Origin of the sequence: Paenibacillus sp. CFBP 13594 (genome assembly GCF_014842675.1) — a bacterium.
Classification (GTDB): Bacteria; Bacillota; Bacilli; order Paenibacillales; family Paenibacillaceae; genus Paenibacillus; species Paenibacillus amylolyticus_B.
Genome location: NZ_JACYVQ010000001.1, coordinates 792,798 through 811,356 on the forward strand (window position 1 = coordinate 792,798; position 18,559 = coordinate 811,356).

An 18,559-nucleotide genomic window follows, 5' to 3' on the forward strand; every position below is an offset into this window, starting at 1 on the left:
TTCTGATTTCATATCCTCAAAGATTACTCCTTCACTGAATTATCATAACATTTTCCTTGGTAGGTTCGCGTTCTTGCTTCCAACCCGAAAACTGCTGTGATTGTATGCAAATTTCGGAAATGAATTAATGGGCGAATAACCAATTATATATGTGCCTAATAATCGGCAATAGGAACCTGCTCTTGTCCAATACGGTAATCGGTACAGGTTCTTGTCCTCAACAGCTAGTTTCAGTCCGATATTTCGCTTTAATACCTAGCCACCCGTGTTTAACCTCTCATCGTGTCTGTTGTTTCATAACAATGTGAACACTTTCATGTATTATGGTACTTAATGAGATTTTAAGTGCATGTGCTCATCGTTAGTTATACATCTAATCGGCTAACGGACTATGTTCTTGTCTATCCCGGCAATCGGTACAAGTTCTTGTCCTTAGGGAACTTGTACCGATAAAATAAGAAAGCCGCTAAAATAGCGACTTCAATAGGAATATGTTCTTGTCCCTCGACAATAATAAAGTTAATAAATTTTTTTCTATTAACTCAGATTCTTACCTTAAGTACATACCTCTGTACGTTTGCTTAAACAGCATTAATTGTTCCTTAATCACATACGCTCACTAAGATGCACGTCTATCAATTAGAAAAGAAGCTCCACCTACATAAATAGGTAAAGCACAACTAATCTATTGTTCAACTGATATTCTTTATTTATAGGATTAGTACTCTAATTTTTCCCCATCTTCTGGAACTGATAACTTTGCGCCAAATCCGTGCTCTTTTGCAAAGTCTTTTAACTCTTTACGTGTTAGATAAGCATGATTAACTGCCTCCATATGGGTTGCAAACAATTCAGCTTCTGGAAGAGTTTGATGTACTTTTAGTACACCTTCTGCCCCCATAATTAACGGCCCACCAATTTCAAATTGATTGTTACCTGCGTTAATAATTACAACATCCGGCTGATATTTTTGTAGATTGTTCTCCACTTCGTCATACCAAACGGTATCACCTAATAAATATACAGTCTTCTCACTTTCATGCTTAAAGACAACACCGCAAGCAGGACCTGATATTGCTAGCATCTCGTCAACACTTGCGTGTTTTCCATTGGTATGAGTTAAAGAAATTCCCTCAAAATGTGTCTTATCACCTATTACATAAACATTCTTAAACCCTTGCTCACGAAGTGTAGTTGCATCATCCTCATTTTGCGAAAATAAAGGAATTTGTTTATCTATTTGTTCACTTGCCGCAGGATCCCAGTGATCTGGATGCAAATGCGTTACAATCAATGCATCCACGCCTTCTAGAATTTCATTAACTGACATTGGCAATTCAGTTATAGGATTACTCTCCAAATTTCCAGACATAGGCATCGGTGCATGTGGTGGTGCAAATGGAGGAATTTCACCTTTTTTAGAGAGCATAGGATCTACTAAAAAGATTTTTTTACCATACTTTATTTTTAACGTTGCATTCCTGATTTGCGTAATATACATCGAAAATCCTCCTTTAAATTTATCAAGTTATTTGAGCTCTGTAATTTACCGATTTGAATCAAAGTACCACTTGCTCACTCATAATAATCTAATCGGTTTATATTATCATTTTACCGTCTAATAAAAAATCATTACATTATTAAAAAAGGAAAACAGCCAAATTACTTTATTTTCTAAAGAAAGTAGAACGATATAATTGATTCATGTAAGATAATTCTTTATATATTTTCCAGTAACACTGGATTTTGTTCTGCAAATTTGTTCTACAGAACCATTTGCCATTAATTGACCTCCATAGCGTCCCCCATTTGGCCCCATATCAACAATATAGTCAGCATTAGCGATCACATCTAAGTCATGCTCAATTACAATTACTGTTGCTTTACTTTGCACCAATTTATCTAATACACCCACTAATGTAGCAACATCTCGAGGATGCAATCCAATACTTGGTTCATCAAAGATAAATAAGTAGTTTGCTTGTTTTTTCTCTAAATAGTAAGTCAGCTTTAATCGTTGTGCTTCTCCACCAGAAAGTGCTGGCGTGCTTTCGCCTAGATGTAGATAACCAAGACCTAGTTCATTTAAAACTTTCAATGTTTTAGAGATGCTGGATTGGTTTTTAAAGAAAGATTGTGCTTCTGCAACCGTCAATTCCAGTACTTCCGCAATATTCTTTCCTTGCAAAGTAACATCTAATATCTCATCTCTATATCGCTTGCCCTGACATTGTGGACAGACTTCAACAATATCTGGTAAGTACTGAATATCTAGATTTACACTCCCTGTACCCTCACAATAAGTGCAAGCTCCTGAATTGTTATTATAGGAAAAATCAGTTGCCTTGAATGCATGTGTCTGATCCGCTTCCGTTTCAAAGAGTTTGCGCAGCTTGTCCATAATTTTAGAGTAAGTGGCTACTGTAGAACGAATATTTTTCCCAATCGGATTTGAGTCAATTTCTACGACTTGCTTGATCTTTCCTTCGCCTGTTAATGCAACATGGTCGGGAAGTTTCTCCTTTGCCAATCTGGCTTTCATAGCGGGGACGAGACTATCTAATACTAATGTGGTCTTCCCTGATCCTGAAATCCCTGTCACAACATTGAGACCATTCAACACAAACTCCGCACGAACTTCATGGATGTTGTTTTTACCTTGAACTGTAACTATTATCTTATCCAGCTGATTAGCATCTTGAATGTTACGAACAACAACCTCTGCTGATTTATTTAAATAAGCAGCAATAACCGACTGATCATTAGTAGATAGTTCACCTGGAGTTCCTGCACCGATAACTTCTCCACCATCTTCACCAGATAAAGGTCCTATTTCAATCAAATAGTCCGCTGCTTCTAAAATGGCCACATCATGATCAACGACGAGAACTGAATTACCTTGTTTAATAATCTGCCGAATAATCTGTATTAAAGCTTTTACATTTTCTGCATGGAGACCAACACTTGGTTCGTCCAAAACATATAAAATCCCTGTCATTTGATTGCGAATCGTACGAGCTAGTTGAATTCTCTGCAATTCTCCTGTTGAGAGGCCATTCCCTGCTCTATCTAAAGTTAAATAATCCAGACCTAGCGCGACAATTGGATCTATTAGTTCTTTCAACTCTTTTGAAAGTTGTCCAGCCATATTTTTCATCTCGGCAGGTACCCAGCTAACTAATTTATCTGAAAACTCTTCTAGCTGTAATAAATCATATTGGCTGACTTCTGCAATGTTTTTGCCCATAATAAGCGTCGAGAATAGTTCGGGATTATAGCGAGTTCCATGACATCTGGAACAACACCCTACATCATAAAACCGATTTAATCGCTCGATGGTATTATCATTTTTGGCAGTATTAAAGCTGTTTTCTACTGCTACAAAAGCATTTTCGTACTTGGCATTAAGTTCAAAAGATTTCCCAGTTGAAGTTGGAACCACAATGACTCGCTTTACTTCTGGTCCATGAAGTACAATTTCTTTTTCTTTATCCGTTAGTTCTTTAAAGGGAAGATCTAAGCGAACACCTTGCTGTTCCGCTAGTAAATGCATATGCGTTCTGCCCGGTAATCGCCAGGATGCCACGGCACCTTCTTTAATAGTTAAATCAGGATTTGGAATAATCTTCTTCAACTGAATTTCTCTTGCTTCTCCCGTTCCTTGACAAGTTGAACAAGCTCCATCTGAATTGAATGCAAAGCTTTCTGCACCATAGACCATGAAAGGGACTTGGCACGTAGGACAGTTAATAATCCCCATTCTTTCGTCTGTACCCATGAAATCCATGACTTCTGCTACTCGAAGTGTCGGCTCTAGACGATGCCCATTTGGACAAACATGAGAACCTAAACGTGAAAAAATCAACCGTAAAATGTTCAAGGTTTCGGTTAGAGTTCCCACTGTTGAGCGAATCCCGGGTGTGTCTGGTCGTTGGCGTAAGGCAATCGTTGAAGGGAGATTTTTAATTGCTTTCACATCTGAACGTCCCACCTGCTTAATACGGCGCCGTGTGTACGTGGCCAAGGCATTTAAGTATCGTCTTGTTCCTTCAGCATAGATCGTGTCCATCGCTAAAGACGATTTGCCTGAACCTGATACTCCAGTAATTGCAACTAAACGATTCAAAGGAATATCAATATTAATATTTTTCAAGTTATTCGCATTTGCTCCCTGTACATTGATATGCGTTGGAATATAGTTCATTTCATCCTGCATTGTTATAACCTCCTATCAGCTCTTTTTTTGTAAATTATTTTGTATCACATTAAATTCGTTGTTTAATTGGATTAAATTAGCTCAGAGATAATGTGTAGGACTTTGTAATTTGCATATTCATTTAACAGTTCCAAAAAGTTATTCAACTCATCATTAGAAGGAAATCCACCTTGGATCATATAATTCATTTGTCCAGAAATTCTATAATGGTGGAGAATAAATTGTTGTTTGGATTGAATAAACTCTAAATATCTTTTATGACTAAGATGCGTCATTTCAGTCTCGATAAACACCTGATGAGTATACCCAAGCTTAGACGGATCAACTTCAATTGTATATTTTTTTATAACGTTTTTATCCTCCATTTGTTTAATTCTTGCAGAAACCGATGGGGGTGTCATATGAACCAATTGGGCTAACTTATTTTCACGAATTCTGGAATTTTTTTTCAGCTGTTTTAATATCTCAATATCCGTATTATCCATTAAGTTATACACTCCTTATTATTTAAAAGAAAAGATGGGATATACCAAATTTTTTAAATTACTATATACAAATTTACAAGTACAGTATACACATACCACGTTAGCAGATGGTAAACTATAATTTTTATTAAAGGAGAATATGACATGGACAAACCACAATTTAATCACGTTGCGTGGTTCGAAATTGGAGCAAACCAACCCAAAGAGGTAAAAGATTTTTACAGCTAGATGTTTGGTTGGAAGTTTAAAGCAACAATGATCTGCCTGGTGTGAATTATGATGCAGTGCTTCAAGGAAATGGAGAAATGCCAACAGGCGGTATTCTGCACACTGCAAACAAGCTTGAAGAATACTCAACATTTTATGTGATAGTAGAGGTTCAAGAATTTTTGATAAGTATGGGCTTCTTCATCAGCCTTAGCAAGCGTATAAGTTGCCTTTCTATAAATTAATTGCATCAGTTTGAGCATAGCACTCATTACAAGCGCACTCACCGAGACGCCAAACTCTTACTTTATCGATTCATCGACAAGGTCAAAGTATAGGGGGCTTCAAAGCCGACATCGACTGGCTGTTGACGTTGTCCTTCAGTGGAAGAATGAATTATGATTTGATGCATAGTACGTGAAAGGGTTAAATTCGTCCCATAATTGTAAAGCATCGGTTGCAGAAATCAGGACCGGATTTTCTCCACCTGAGGGATCCGTTTCAAGCTGAAAAGGAATTATCCCGCCATCGTACAGCTTCTGGCCGACAGAAACCTGAACCTGGATGGATACCGTCCTAATCAGGGATGGCCCCAAGGAGAACGTTCCAGTTCGTTCTGGGTTTGATCCGTTGCCATATGCGAATTGCGGATGCTTCTCCAGCCCATAACTCCGGAGCTGTTATCCTCGATAACAGAGAGAATATGCAGCCCCGGCTCAAGGTAACCGCTCACATCATACAGCTCTGCGGTGTCGATAACGTGTTGCAAGATCCTACCTGTACCCCGTCGATCCACAGCTCCGTTTCCCGCGTCCGTTCCATTGTGAAGAAAAGTAATTTGCCCTGCCATTCCTCCGGAATAATGACTTGGTGTTCAAATCGGGCACGTCCCTCATACGCATGCTTCCGGGTCAGATGATCAGAGGAAACCTCCGGCTTCGATCCCAGAACATGCTCGTCGGGTGTTCCGGGTAATGCGATGGTCTTGGACACTAATTTTCCCGGATCAGTCCAGAGACATGGTTTGTCTGCTGCCATTCTCCATTGGTCTCATCCTTTCAATCCCGTTGTGCTAATACCTTCTACAGTGTACCGCAGGTTTTAAAGATGATGAGAATAGGCGGAATCAGCGACAGCGTAGCCATCGCAAACATGGCGGACCAAGCTGTACCTGAGCTCGGGTCTGCGAACAGACTGAGGGCGACGCTGATGGTGTGCAGCAGCGGTTTCCCTAAATAAATCAGCGGCCCCGAAGAAATTGTCCCAGGACCAATAAAATTCAAATATGGCCGCTGTCACTAACGCCGGTGTAATGAGCGGCATAATGACACGCGCGAAAATACCGAACCGGCTGCAGCCGTCAATCTTGGCAGCCTCATCCAATTCGTAAGGAATGGTGCGGATGAATTGCAGCGGCAAAAAGATAAAAAAGGCAGAACCGAAAAGGGCCGGAACCAATCAGTTGGCCGAGCAATTGTCGATTAACCGGAACACTATTCAAAGCGTATATGCACAATTGAAAGAAGAAGGACTTCTGCTGATGCAAAAGGGGCGGGGAACGCAAGTTGCCGACGAAGAACAAATCCAGCGCTTTAAAGCTAACAATCCTCATTTTTCCTTTGTGGAGCAAATGATTGACGACAATTAGAACCTTCATTGATGATGCCCAAAAAACAGTCATTTCCGTCGGCGCTACCAATGACGTCTCATCACTGTTTAGCATGATAAGACAGCCGTGACTAGATCTGAATTAATTGACAGCAAGTAAGGGAATCCGAGACTAGTATTAGAACAATTCGACGTGCTCATGCAGTCTAACTGCTCTAATTTCAGCCAAAGCACAAATAACCACTACTCTCGTAGTGGTCATTGTTAAGTTATAGCTCACTTGCTGATCTCGGCAATCGTCTGTCTCCCTCCCGGTATAAACTGAACTTGCTTTTCTCTGCGAATGGATCGCTCCGAATCCTATGTTGTTATAGTGCGAAAAATCCATTCTGTACAGCTTGTTTCACCCACTCTTGAAGTGGAGTGCCCGGTGTAGCAGAACGCAACTCGTCGCTGACCTGGTCTGGCTTGGGAAGTAATTGAAAATGAGAATTTAATCCAAGCCATTTGTAGGAGTCGGCGAGGCCTTTTGCTGTTTCCTTGCCTAGCATTGGAGATAATGCTTCTTCGAACGCTTCCACGGGGAGAGAATAAAACTGTATTTTTCGATTTAATGTGGCGCTAAATTGCTCTGCCAGCTGATTTCCAGTTAGCGCCTCAGGTCCTACGATAGGCAATGTCTCCCCTGCCAGTTCTGGGTGGTTAAGTGCATATACGCTGTAAGCGGCTGCATCTTCCATACTAATCCATGCGACTGCAGAATCAGCAGGTACAGGGTAAGCCAGTGTTTGGTTGTCTACAACGCCGGGAATAAGGAAGTTTTCCATATAAAATGTAGGTTGTAGGATAATAGTCGGAATGCCACTTTGCTTCACATAAGCGATCAATTCTCTCTTAATATCATAAGCAGCAACACCTGTAACATCATCTGTAAAGAAACCGCTGGTATTAAAAACAAGGAGTTTAACATTGGCTTTTTTGGCAGCATCGACGGTATTACGGATGAATTGTCGATTACGCTCCAAGTCGTAGTCCACCGGCAGCACCAGGAATACTTTGTTGATACCGTGATGAGCAGGAGTTAGGCTGCTAGCATCTGTTAGATCGCCAACAAAGGCAGTAATGCCCTGCTCTTGAAGCTGAGCGGCCTTGTCCGAATTTCTTACGATTGTATGAACGGCGTGTCCTTCTTTCAGAAGCTTGCTGGCGACTGCTCCTCCTTGTACGCCGCCTGCTCCATATACTAATATCTTATCCTTAGTTGTCATTTATTCATCATCCTTCCGTTTACTAAAAGTAATTTAGTGACTATAGTTAAATAATATAGGTTTAAATTCAATAATGTAAGTACGCACATGAAGGATATATAGTATCCTTAAGGATACCTAAAAAGGAGAGAATCAGAGTGGATAATCAAGACTCACATTGCTCGCAATGCCCGGTTGAATTTACAGTCAATATGATTGGGGGCAAGTATAAGCTGCTTATTCTGCACAACCTTTCGCTTCTCGGCGTAAGACGGTTTAATGAATTAAGAAAAGGATTTCCCAATATTACGCAGCGTACACTCACTCGCCAGCTGCGTGAGCTCGAAAACGATGGGCTGATTAACCGACAAGTGTATTCTGAAATTCCACCCAAGGTAGAGTATTCTTTGTCAGAGACCGGGAAGAGCCTTCATTCTATACTTTATCAGATAGAGGAATGGGGCTTAAATTATATCGCAAATAATCCAAAAAATTCATAGGCCATGGCAAGTATGTCTCAGTTCCCATCATACCCATGGTCTGTATTTCCTTTAAAAAAATAGAGAATTCGAGTCTGATTGCACTTTCCGGTCTCTGAACTGTCCCGGAGTTTCATTATTAAATTTGCGAAACACTTTATAAAAAGTCCGCTGGTTCTCATACCCTACCATTCTGGCTATCGTATCCAGAGACAAATTCTTCATGCTAGCCATCATATCCTTAGCCTTACCTATCCTTACCTGGTTTATATATTGCACGAAAGTATTTCCGGTTTCCCGCTTAAAGATCTGTCCAAGGTACACTGGATGCAAATTCAGGTATTCCGCCGCATCAGATAAAGAAATATCCTTCATGTAACTTTGCTCTATATAGGCTTTTAGCAGTTTAATATGTTCGTTCTGCGAGGTACCCATTTCTTCAGGAGAATTGCCAGACACTTCCAAAATTTCACGTTCTTGAATCAGTTCACATGCTGTTCTTCTTAGAACCTCAGCTAACTCCACCTGGTTAATTGGCTTAAGTAAATACTCTATCACCTGCAATTTAACAGCTGTGCGTGCATAGTCGAATACATCGTGCCCAGTTAGGATAATAAAGCGCTTTATATCTTTTTGCTGCGCTCGCCGAATCAGCTCCAGACCGTCTATCTCTGGCATATGGATATCCGTAATGATTAAATCCGGACGGACAAGTTCTATTCGTTCCAGCGCTTCGATGCTATCACGAGCCGTTATGATTTGCCTGAACGCTGTCTTTTCTTCCTCAATCATGTCTCGCAGACCTTCCAGAATTATTGGCTCATCATCCACAATCAGTAGTTTGAGCATTGGAGTATTCCTCCTTCAGCAGCAGTTTAAGGCAACAAACCGTCTCTTTGCCGGGAGTACTTATTATTCCAAGCGATGATTCTTTACCGTAATATGCTTTGACCCGTTCAGCCACATTACTAAGCCCGATGCCTGTCGTCTTATGCTGCGATTCATGCTTGGTGATACTGCCCTCCAGCAGCCGCTGAAGAAACTTTATCTGCTGCTCCGATATCCCGGAACCGTTGTCGGCTACCTCAATCCACACATATCCATGTTTTCTTTCTATCCGCAACGTAATCCGCTTGCTGCCCCTGTTCCTGGACAAACCATGGATCATACTGTTCTCCACCAGCGGCTGCAGGATAAATCTGGGACAAGGCAACGATAATAGCGTTTCCTCTACCTGGAGCTCCACCTCAAGGTCACTCATACGGATTTGATGTATTGCGATATAGGTGCTTACATGATCTAGCTCATCTCGAAGCGTCGTATGTTCCGACTTTGACAGACTGTAGCGGAACAAATTACCGAGAGAAAGAGCCATCTCTGCTACTTTATCATCCTTATTTGATCTGGCAAGCATTCGCATCGTTTCTAGGGTATTATATAGAAAATGGGGTTGAATTTGTGCCTGCAGCATTTTGAAATCTGCTTCTTTCTTAAGCATCTCCACCTTTTGAACATGGTTTACTAATTCATCCATGCGGCTGATCATTTCATTATAGTTCGTGATTAGGAAGCCGATTTCGTCTTTCCCAGCTTTCCCCTTAACGGGGTTGTTCAGGAACTCTGGCTCCACTCTGCGCATATGACGCGAGAGCCGGACGATTCGTTTGGTTAGCGAAGAGACGATCCAAAAGTACAGAGCGGACAGCAAGGCGAGCAGCGCCAAACCGCAAGCTACCCATAACTGCTTTACCCTCAGGAATTCAAATAAAGCTGCCCGTTTATTCACCTCGATAATCGTTAGCCCCAGCTTTGGAATATGAACAGAATTAATCAACAGTCGATCATGGTCGGCAAGAAATCCTCCCAAGGATTCATTACCAAACAGCTGGATAATGGAGCGTATTTGCTCATCTGACAGCTTCGTATTCGTGACATAGCTAACCATCTTTCCTTGACGATCAAGCACCATTATTGCATTATCCGGATGTACTTGAGTCAAGGCCGACACGAATTGATCTAACATTGCAGGGTCAACACTTATCTGAATAATACCTAGATCAGTAATATAGGAATTACTGTACAGCTTCTGGAAATAACTCAGTGCCGGAGCGGCAGGATCGAAAGATTGCTTCCATAGTCCCTGGGCTGGACGCAACTCTCCAATTTCATCAGGAGTTAGGAATCTCCCTATATCACGATAGTTCTGAAAACCGGGAGCCTCCAATAGCCGTTTCTGATACTTGGGATAAACTGTAAGATTTTGCACTAAAGGATCTGCCAGATAAGCAAACGAAAATGCTGGATTAATTTCTTTTAAATACGAGTAGATTAAATCGCGGTCATCCACAAACCCTCCTTGCAAAAAGTCAATTAAAGCTGCATTGTTTTGATAAACCGAAGTAAGTGATTCCAGCTTAGCCAGGCTTGAATCCAGATTGGATGCAGTCTGCTCCAAATTTTGCTGGTTTGCAAGTTGATATTGAGTGAGCATTTTGTCATACAGCTGAATATAGGAGAACAGAGCGAAGAACAGAAATGGGAGCACAATGAGGAGAATGTAACCCAAGTACATTTTTGTACGTATACGCATATTACATATCTCCCCGCTGTCTAATATGGTATTTTAACGTTGGTGAGCTCATACAGGATGCGGGCTTCTTGAGCCTGCATCCTGTATGAGCGGTATAGTGCCTGTATGTTTGCTTGTTACTTCGTTAACTGATCATACTTTTGCTTAAGAGGACCGTACTGCGCGGTTGCCCATTCTTCGAGCTTGCTCATTCCGATTTTTTCGGCTTTTTTAATCAGCTCGTCGAAGGCAGCCTGTGCTTCAGCTTCTGTAGCAGCCAGATAGATCTTAGTGACCTCCGTTTTCACCATATTATCGATGTTCGTGCGGATAATCTGTTCGGGTGAATCCGTGTCAGGATTAATCATACCTATCGCCGGATTAAACTTAATTATTGGTGAGTACTTCTCTCCCTGCCGTGTCGTTTCCGAGCCTTCTTTGTAAGATGTTAATGCCATTCCTACACCTGTCTCAGTAGGCACACCCCACCAGTACACCCCTTTTTTCTTCAGTAGCTCGAGATCGTTAATATCATAAGTGAATTCCGGGTACCCGGCTGTATTCCAGCTCCAATCCTTGCCCTCTACGCCCCACTCTGCCGTTCTCCAGCCTTCCTCTGAGTATAGATATTTCAAAAATTTGACGGTCGCTTCCACATTTTTATTACTCTTGGTGACATACATTCCCAGCCCCCCGGTTCCTGAGCTTAGGATGGAGGCCTCTGGTTCAAGCGGTTCGGCCAATTGAACAAAGCTGATACCGTTGTCTTTGTTATCCGCATTGAGGCGTTCTGCCCCGGAATAGGTCCAGGTATAGGCGAAGCCCTTCCCGGCAGCCATCATTTGCTCTGTCTCCGTCTCATTCTTATAGGCAAAGTTCTCGGATGTTATATATCCGTTCCGATATAGGCTATTCATATACAACATCGACTTGCGTACAGCGTCTTGTCTCAGATAGTAAACAATCTTCCCATTCTCGTCCACAAAACCTCCATAAGCACCGAATTGTGCATCGAAATATGGCCTTTGCCAGTTAGGATTAAGAATTAAAGGCGTCATCTCCGGATATTTCTCTTTGACAGTTGCGAACACATTATCAAGATCATCCAGTGACTTAATGGACGGATTACCTATTTCCTCCAGAACATCCTTGCGCATGGCTAACCCGGGAACCATCATATGGGCATAAGGATTAGCCTTCCACTCGGATTCAGGAGAAAAGTCATTACGAATGGCGTAATAATTCCCGTCACTTACAGTATTCACTAGTTCCTTTACTGGATCGAACTTCACATCAGGAGCATATTTAGGAAAAATTTCGTTATACGGCAAGCTTAGATTGCCATCTGACATTAGCTTGAAGTTAAAAGAAACAATGATATCCGGGAGATCCCCTGAAGCTACCATCAGCGCCAATTGCTTATCGTCCGTGGCAACCGTAATTTTCGGCTTCACCCCAGTAACTTTAGTGATCATTTCCGGAATTTCCCCGGACCAGTCCTGAAAAGGATACCATGTTGCATCAACGAACATACTCAGCTCCACTGGCTTATTTCCATTGTCAGTAGATGATGCAACACCACTCTGTTCCCCATTTTGGCTGCATGCTGAAAGCACGCCGACTACCAAAAGTACCGCCAGTATAAGCTTAAATAGCATACATGAGCTTTTCCCCATCTTTCTTTCCCCCATTCATGTGATTTTGGAAATTACCGGATGTTTAACCTTTTACCGAACCGAGCATCATCCCCGAAACAAAGTACTTTTGCAGAAACGGATAAACCCCGAGAATAGGAACAATAGACACTACCATTGCCGTCGCCTGAATAGAAAAGGGCGTAACCTTAGCTCTGGACATCGAAGCTGCTGCGGCATCCCCCGTGGGTACCATTGACTGATTGATCACTTGCATCATCCGATAAGTAAGCGTTCTCAAGTTCTCGTTCTGAACGAAATATGCAGAGTCGAGCCAGGAATTCCACTGTCCGGAGCCAATGAATAGGCTCATCGTCGCCATCAGCGGCATGGAGACAGGTACAACGATGCTGAAAAATATCCTCAGTTCACTTGCCCCGTCCATCCGAGCAGATTCTCCTAGTTCATCTGGAATTTCACGAAAGAAAGAGATGGCTATCAGCAGGAAGAACAAATTCAACATGCTGGGAATCACGTAAACACCGAATGTGTTAATCAGCCCGAGGCTTTTGAGCACAATGTAGAAAGCAATCAGTCCACCCGAGAAATTCATCGCTACTATCACGATAAAAAAATATGTTTTTCTAAACATCAAATCTCGCTTCGCAAGCCCATATGCGACCATACTGGTGAAAAACACTGCGAGCACCGTTCCCACTATCGTCCGTAGGATCGAAACCAGAAAAGCATTTACCCATTTGGGATCTTCAATAAAGTAGATGTAATTCCCCAGCGTGAACTCCCTCGGCCATAAATACATTCCTCCAAGGTTAGAATCAGATCCTGAATTGAATGTAATGATAAGAATGTAATAGAAGGGGTACAGCGTAATAAACACAATGATTAATAAAATTACCGTAATCAGAATGTCCAGTATCCAATCCTCCATCGTTCTTTTCCTGCGCATGGCTTCACTGCCTTTTCTGTTTGAGTAATGACCCTAGGCTAGAACAATCCGGTTCCCGAGAACCGCTTGGCGATAAAATTACTGGTGAAGATCAGGAAAACCGAGATTACCGACTGCATAAGGTCAATTGCTGTGGCAAAAGAGAACCGTCCCTGGGCTAGACCAACCGAAAATGCATATGTCTGGATAATCTGCGACTTCTCGTTGTTGAGTGGATTCCCCAGCAACATCGACTGTTCGAAATTTGACCCTACCAATCCGCCTCCCAGAATACTACCGATGGTCAGAATGAGCACTACTATGCTGGCACTTTTGAGCCCCGGTAAGGTAATGTACAGAATTCGCTTAAGTCTGCCAGCCCCGTCAATCTCCGCTGCCTCATACAATGCTGGATCAATGCCAGCCAAAGCTGCCAGAAAAATAATTGTCCACCAGCCTGCCTCCTTCCAGATCGCAGTCATAACCGCCAAGCCATAGAACGAATCGGGATCGGTCAGGATTTGTACAGGTTCCTTGATAATATGCAGCGATAGCATCAACTCATTGAAAATTCCAAAACCGGATGAAAAGAAAGCGTATGCAATACCAGTCACTACAACCCAGGAAATGAAATGTGGCAGGTAGCTTACAGTCTGTACAAACCTTTTAAAAAATACATGTTTGACCTCGCTAAGCATAATCGCAAACAGGATCGGAATCGGATACGAAAAAATCACTTTCAGTACACTGAGTATTAACGTATTGCGCACAAGGCTTGGAAAGTTGTAATCGTTAATCAACTCTCTAAAATGCGACAACCCTGCCCAGGAACTGGTAAAGATACCTTCAATACCAGTAGAAATTTTGTAATTCTTGAAGGCGATGATAATGCCGAACATCGGAATGTAGCTGAAGACTAGCAGGAAAATAATCCCAAGTCCTACGAACAAATGAAAGGGTAGCTGCTTGTGTAAACGTTTTAGAAATAGTTCTTCTTGAATGATGTCCACCTCCTTGACGGCTAATAGATTAACTCGCTTTCTAGGTTAAATTATAGGTTTCTCAAACCGTCATGAACACAGTTCATTTCCAATAATGAGATGTCCATTTTCAAGGTGGTCACAGTTGGACTGGTCCTACAATTGAAACGCAACTGTAACCTCGGTACCTTCACTAAGTGTTAACTGAATATATTTCCCGCGTAAGTCCTGTTGTACATCCGCTTTACTTCCGTCGATCTTGGCTTGAGTCCAAGATAGTCCCACCCTTATTCGGATGGTATTTCCATTCTTGCTGGAACTCACTACTACATGCACCGTTTTGGCGGAAAGATTCCAGGATAATGCCTTGACTTCGACCCAGGTTCTCGCCATAAGCCCATGTATAGAACCCTTTGTCCAATCAGAAGGCAAAGCCGGAAGAATCTCTATTTCACCCGTATTCGAGAATAACAGCGCTTCATTAATGGCTCCTACAGTACCGAAAGAGGTATCCGTGCAATAACAATTGCATCTTCTGTTTGAATCATGATCTGTCATTAAGGAGCTGTAATAACCCGCATCCCTCATCATGGGAAGAAGTGCTGAGAGCACTCCGTCACCATTTTTCAGCCTAGCTTGAACTAGCGCCTTATGCATCCAACCATGCCCAGCGGTATCGTCGACAGTATTAAATCGATCTCTATTGTCAATCGCAATCTTTGCAGCCTGCTTTAACTCCGGATCGGTTTGTGTTTCATAGGCTGGCCAAGCCACATAAAGATGGCTCAAATGTCGATGATTGTTATTTTCCGTATAATCACTCATAGCCCATTCTCGCAAAGCACCATCATAGTCATATTTATAATTTGGCAGCAACTCAAGCAATGCTGTCCACTTAGCTATGGCTGTTTCATAACCATCGCGCTTGACTGCCTTTTCCATGGAGATAACCATAGATAGACCATCCCGTGCAGCAGAAATGTCCATGGTTGCATTCGCCGTGATTGTGCTGTTATATCCGATGGGGTGATTCTCTGGAGAATATGTGGGAATAATTAGGTATTTCTCTCCTGAATTCAAAGTCTTTTTGTCAAACTGGTAGCATGCCTTGCCGTTGACGTCCGTGAAATATTCCGGTGTGCAGATCTGCTGCCAAAAGTTTGCCTGCTTGGTAAGCAAGGGAAGCAGAATATCTTCTGCAAGATCCAGATAGCCTTTGTCTAACAGCTGTGTGAACTCCTCATCGCTCATGCCTCCATCTTGTACACTCAGAATGGTCTGCAGTTCATGAATCCGCATATTATCATGAAGCGGTATCTTTTGATTGCCGTAACACTGCCAGTATTCATAAATGGGCAGAAGGCACCAGCTTGCCCCCGCGTTCCAGTATTCGAACGGATAATCATTGTCATATTCCACATGCATCCCGCGATCTCCGTCAGAGTTAACGGAAACCTGCAGTGCATCGTGCATCCCGTACGCCATCCGCGCATTGTATTCAAAGTCGGGAGTATTTCTCAAGAAAAATATAATATATCCGAGCTGTGCTTGCGTTAAATGGCCTGTATTCATGGAAGCAACCTGCAGATTCACATTAGCATCAAGCGTATAAATACCCCGCCAGCCAGGATTCCACTCCCCGGTCCACATTCCATATAAGCGCGGTGCACTGGTACCGCTGCAGCAGATCATGGCATAACGTCCCTGGTTATACACCTGCTCCATAAAAGCATGATTGACTCTGTCCGGAGTTGATTTTTGCGTAGTGATCAAGGTCTGGTTGTCTGAATTTTTGTAGTGGTCGTCGCCATCAATACTGAAGCTCACTGCATTAAACTCTACTGAATGCTTCCTTGTATGGGCAGCGAGAGCTGCATCATAATTTAATTGACCGTCTGAAGCCAAATATTTTTGCACAACCGCGTTTATATCTTGATAGAGTTGGTCTACGATCTTATATTGTGTCATTTCAGCAAATTCTTCGATTCTTCCCATAGAGTGAGTTCTGCTTGAGCGCGTAATTAAATATACGGCATCAGCGTCCTTAATCTGAATTACCGGATTTGGTTCTCGTCCAACATTGATCAGTTCATGACTGCCAGCCATCAGCATTCTCTTCTTGGTTCCGTTTACAACAACAATCTGAGTCAAGCCGGCATACCCGCCGTAAGCTAGTTCACTTCCCTGATACACAGGATAATGAGCAACCTGGGCGAGATAATTCGCACCGGAGTCCACCAGCTTCTTATATTGCAGCTCCTTCAGCTCGATGTGGCCTTTGTTCGCTCCGCTTATTGAGGAGATGTCATCAATGGAGAGGGTTATATTAATTTTTGTGCCTGTAGAAGATGCTGTGATCTTGGTAAAAGTTACATTATCCTCACGGGACGTAAAGGATGTGCGGACCCACTCCCCATTCTCATCGCTGTAGCGTACCCCAGTCTCCGCTGTTTCATAATTCGTCCATCTCTCATAACCATTCATACTTCCTTTGGAGGGTATACTGAATCGGAGTTGGTGTCCAGGATGGTAGCTATAATAAAAGGTTCTGATCCTTGTGGACCCGGTTTCATTCGTAATCTTCCATTTATCGTTCTGCTTTAAAACATTTTGTCTGGCATCAGTCAGCTGCTCCGTCAATTCTTCCGGAATCACTCTTGGATCCTTGGAAGGATAGTTAAAGAACATATTCTGAAAAATAAAACTGTCCGTATACGGCGAACCAGAAGTAATATATCCGTTCTCCCCGTTTCCGCTAACCATACCCTCCCGCCATGCATTTCCGGGATTAACAGCGGGAACTTCTCTGTAGGCGTTTGCATAATTTCCTTTTTTGTACAAGCGTATTGATTCCGGTAAATTGGTCATTAGGTCTCCTCCTGATCTGTTTGGGCTGCAATTATTAACATTACGTCGAATTTCAGTAATAATTATATCAATGGAGATTGGAATTCGTTATCCTTGGAGATGACAAGGAAGAGGGAAGCATGTCGTAATTTTACAAGGGGAGGGTTAGATAGTATGAAATTACCTAATATTAACATCGGAAATCTAGATATCAAGCTGACTCTTGGCGCAGTAGTATTGAACGTATTGTATGTTAAGTTCGGGTATTTCCACAGTCCTATGCCTGAACACAGCCATAGCCAAGGAAGCTACGAGCTGCATTTTATTCCAACCGGCCAAGGTATTCTGAATGCACAAGGAAACCGTTACGCAATCACGCCCGGCACGTTATTTGTAACCGGTCCAGATGTCGTTCACGAGCAGATTCCGGATCCAGAAGACCCGATGGCGGAATACTGCATTTTCTTTGAGATTTTGCCCGGAAATTCCATATATCCGAATGTCAAACGTTCCTTCGTAAGAGAGCAGTCTCTCCCCGAATTACTGGTATCCACCCCCTTCTGGATTGGGAAAGAGGATGGGAAAATGCTCGAATTGTTCAAAATGCTTGCTGAAGAGCTTTCCCTTCAAAAAATCGGCGTCCATCATATGGCAACCAACATTCTTGAGATGATTGTAATTTGTTTGTTAAGACATTACAGCGAGAATCACACGACCATACCGTCCCTTCCCTTGAAGACTCTTGATGATAGCAGACTGCTTATGATTGAGAACAGCTTTTTATACCAATACAGCTCCATTAGCCTGCAACAGCTTGCTAACGAATTGGGGCTAAGCACAAGACAGACGGAACGAATGGTTCATAAGCAATACGGTATGTCCTTCAAAGATAAGAAGCTGCAAGCACGAATGGCTGCAGCTTCAAGGCTTTTACTCACAACGGAAACTTCCATCGGCCTAATCGCAGCACAAGTGGGTTTCGCAACACCGGAACAATTCAGTAATGTATTCAAAAAATATTTTGGGATGACAGCCACTAAATACAAAAGGAAGCGTTGAAACGAAGCTAAAACCATTTAGAATAAAGCCTCCTATGTTACACTGGAGAATTCCGGATGGAGCAACAAAGGCACTATGTGCTTCACGTTTACTTTTTATTGGATACTAACTTATCAAAAATAGCCATACTCAGCGTTAGCGTTGTGTTCGCATGTGAAGTTACAACAGTCCCAAAATAGGCAGTACCTGCTGCCGAAATCGATGATGTACCTGTCTGGGTTCACATAGAACCGTTTACTGAAATGAAGGTTGTAACCACCACATTGCCTGTACGGGTTGCTC

The 18,559-nt window shown here is 42.4% G+C and carries 16 protein-coding genes and 1 pseudogene; 4 read left to right on the plus strand and 13 right to left on the minus strand.

Features of this window, described 5'->3' with window-relative positions; translation table 11 throughout:
- Positions 1-718 precede the first annotated feature (718 nt).
- From IFU39_RS03745 to IFU39_RS03755, 3 genes are all read right to left on the minus strand, one after another.
- Entirely contained in the window at positions 719-1,501 is a 783-nt protein-coding gene (locus tag IFU39_RS03745) for an MBL fold metallo-hydrolase (RefSeq protein ID WP_076334221.1), read from the minus strand.
- A 201-nt stretch (positions 1,502-1,702) separates the two neighbouring features.
- Positions 1,703-4,216, minus strand: a complete 2,514-nt coding sequence (locus IFU39_RS03750) for an excinuclease ABC subunit UvrA (RefSeq protein ID WP_197997659.1) — start codon at positions 4,214-4,216, stop codon at positions 1,703-1,705.
- A gap of 71 nt (positions 4,217-4,287) precedes the next feature.
- Positions 4,288-4,701: an Lrp/AsnC family transcriptional regulator gene (locus tag IFU39_RS03755; protein WP_076334219.1), complete on the minus strand. Its 414-nt coding sequence runs from the start codon at positions 4,699-4,701 to the stop codon at positions 4,288-4,290.
- A gap of 269 nt (positions 4,702-4,970) precedes the next feature.
- On the opposite strand from IFU39_RS03755, the gene IFU39_RS32635 reads away from it, so the two are divergent.
- Positions 4,971-5,153, plus strand: coding sequence for a hypothetical protein (locus IFU39_RS32635; RefSeq protein ID WP_146117038.1), 183 nt, complete (start codon positions 4,971-4,973; stop codon positions 5,151-5,153).
- 335 nt (positions 5,154-5,488) lie between these two features.
- Here the strand turns inward: IFU39_RS32635 and IFU39_RS03760 are convergent, their stop codons facing one another.
- The 3 genes and pseudogenes from IFU39_RS03760 to IFU39_RS03770 form a co-directional block, all read right to left on the minus strand.
- Positions 5,489-5,677, minus strand: coding sequence for a hypothetical protein (locus IFU39_RS03760; protein ID WP_146117037.1), 189 nt, complete (start codon positions 5,675-5,677; stop codon positions 5,489-5,491).
- Entirely contained in the window at positions 5,638-5,946 is a 309-nt protein-coding gene (locus tag IFU39_RS03765; RefSeq protein ID WP_105598973.1) for a hypothetical protein, read from the minus strand. Before IFU39_RS03765 ends, IFU39_RS03760 begins: the two co-directional genes overlap by 40 nt.
- Before the next feature lie 12 nt (positions 5,947-5,958).
- A pseudogene (locus IFU39_RS03770) lies at positions 5,959-6,366 on the minus strand (carbohydrate ABC transporter permease); the annotation flags it as partial.
- Here IFU39_RS03770 and IFU39_RS03775 point away from each other — a divergent pair.
- On the plus strand, positions 6,311-6,556 hold the full coding sequence (locus tag IFU39_RS03775; RefSeq protein ID WP_223200042.1) for a GntR family transcriptional regulator: 246 nt from the start codon (positions 6,311-6,313) through the stop codon (positions 6,554-6,556). The pseudogene IFU39_RS03770 and the gene IFU39_RS03775 sit on opposite strands and share 56 nt — an antisense overlap.
- 328 nt (positions 6,557-6,884) lie before the next feature.
- Here the strand turns inward: IFU39_RS03775 and IFU39_RS03780 are convergent, their stop codons facing one another.
- A complete protein-coding gene (locus tag IFU39_RS03780; RefSeq protein WP_149847192.1) occupies positions 6,885-7,784 on the minus strand; it encodes an SDR family oxidoreductase in 900 nt (299 codons plus the stop codon).
- 137 nt (positions 7,785-7,921) lie between these two features.
- On the opposite strand from IFU39_RS03780, the gene IFU39_RS03785 reads away from it, so the two are divergent.
- Positions 7,922-8,263 carry a winged helix-turn-helix transcriptional regulator gene (locus IFU39_RS03785; protein WP_342345622.1) on the plus strand — a complete coding sequence of 114 codons (342 nt, stop codon included), beginning with the start codon at positions 7,922-7,924 and terminating at the stop codon, positions 8,261-8,263.
- A 51-nt stretch (positions 8,264-8,314) separates the two neighbouring features.
- Here IFU39_RS03785 and IFU39_RS03790 read toward each other — a convergent pair whose 3' ends face one another.
- The 6 genes from IFU39_RS03790 to IFU39_RS03815 form a co-directional block, all read right to left on the minus strand.
- Positions 8,315-9,091, minus strand: coding sequence for a response regulator (locus IFU39_RS03790; protein ID WP_149847193.1), 777 nt, complete (start codon positions 9,089-9,091; stop codon positions 8,315-8,317).
- A complete protein-coding gene (locus IFU39_RS03795; RefSeq protein ID WP_192131315.1) occupies positions 9,066-10,832 on the minus strand; it encodes a cache domain-containing sensor histidine kinase in 1,767 nt (588 codons plus the stop codon). The genes IFU39_RS03790 and IFU39_RS03795 overlap by 26 nt, the downstream gene beginning before the upstream one ends.
- 116 nt (positions 10,833-10,948) lie before the next feature.
- On the minus strand, positions 10,949-12,469 hold the full coding sequence (locus IFU39_RS03800) for an extracellular solute-binding protein (protein ID WP_192131318.1): 1,521 nt from the start codon (positions 12,467-12,469) through the stop codon (positions 10,949-10,951).
- Positions 12,470-12,530: 61 nt separating this feature from the next.
- The gene (locus tag IFU39_RS03805) at positions 12,531-13,394 is read right to left on the minus strand and encodes a carbohydrate ABC transporter permease (RefSeq protein WP_446740332.1); all 864 of its coding nucleotides are present in this window, start codon (positions 13,392-13,394) and stop codon (positions 12,531-12,533) included.
- 56 nt (positions 13,395-13,450) lie between these two features.
- The gene (locus IFU39_RS03810) at positions 13,451-14,401 is read right to left on the minus strand and encodes an ABC transporter permease subunit (RefSeq protein WP_192131322.1); all 951 of its coding nucleotides are present in this window, start codon (positions 14,399-14,401) and stop codon (positions 13,451-13,453) included.
- 126 nt (positions 14,402-14,527) lie between these two features.
- On the minus strand, positions 14,528-17,239 hold the full coding sequence (locus tag IFU39_RS03815; RefSeq protein ID WP_192131324.1) for a glycosyl hydrolase family 95 catalytic domain-containing protein: 2,712 nt from the start codon (positions 17,237-17,239) through the stop codon (positions 14,528-14,530).
- A gap of 153 nt (positions 17,240-17,392) precedes the next feature.
- On the opposite strand from IFU39_RS03815, the gene IFU39_RS03820 reads away from it, so the two are divergent.
- Positions 17,393-18,277, plus strand: coding sequence for an AraC family transcriptional regulator (locus tag IFU39_RS03820; protein WP_192131326.1), 885 nt, complete (start codon positions 17,393-17,395; stop codon positions 18,275-18,277).
- Positions 18,278-18,559: the final 282 nt, after the last annotated feature.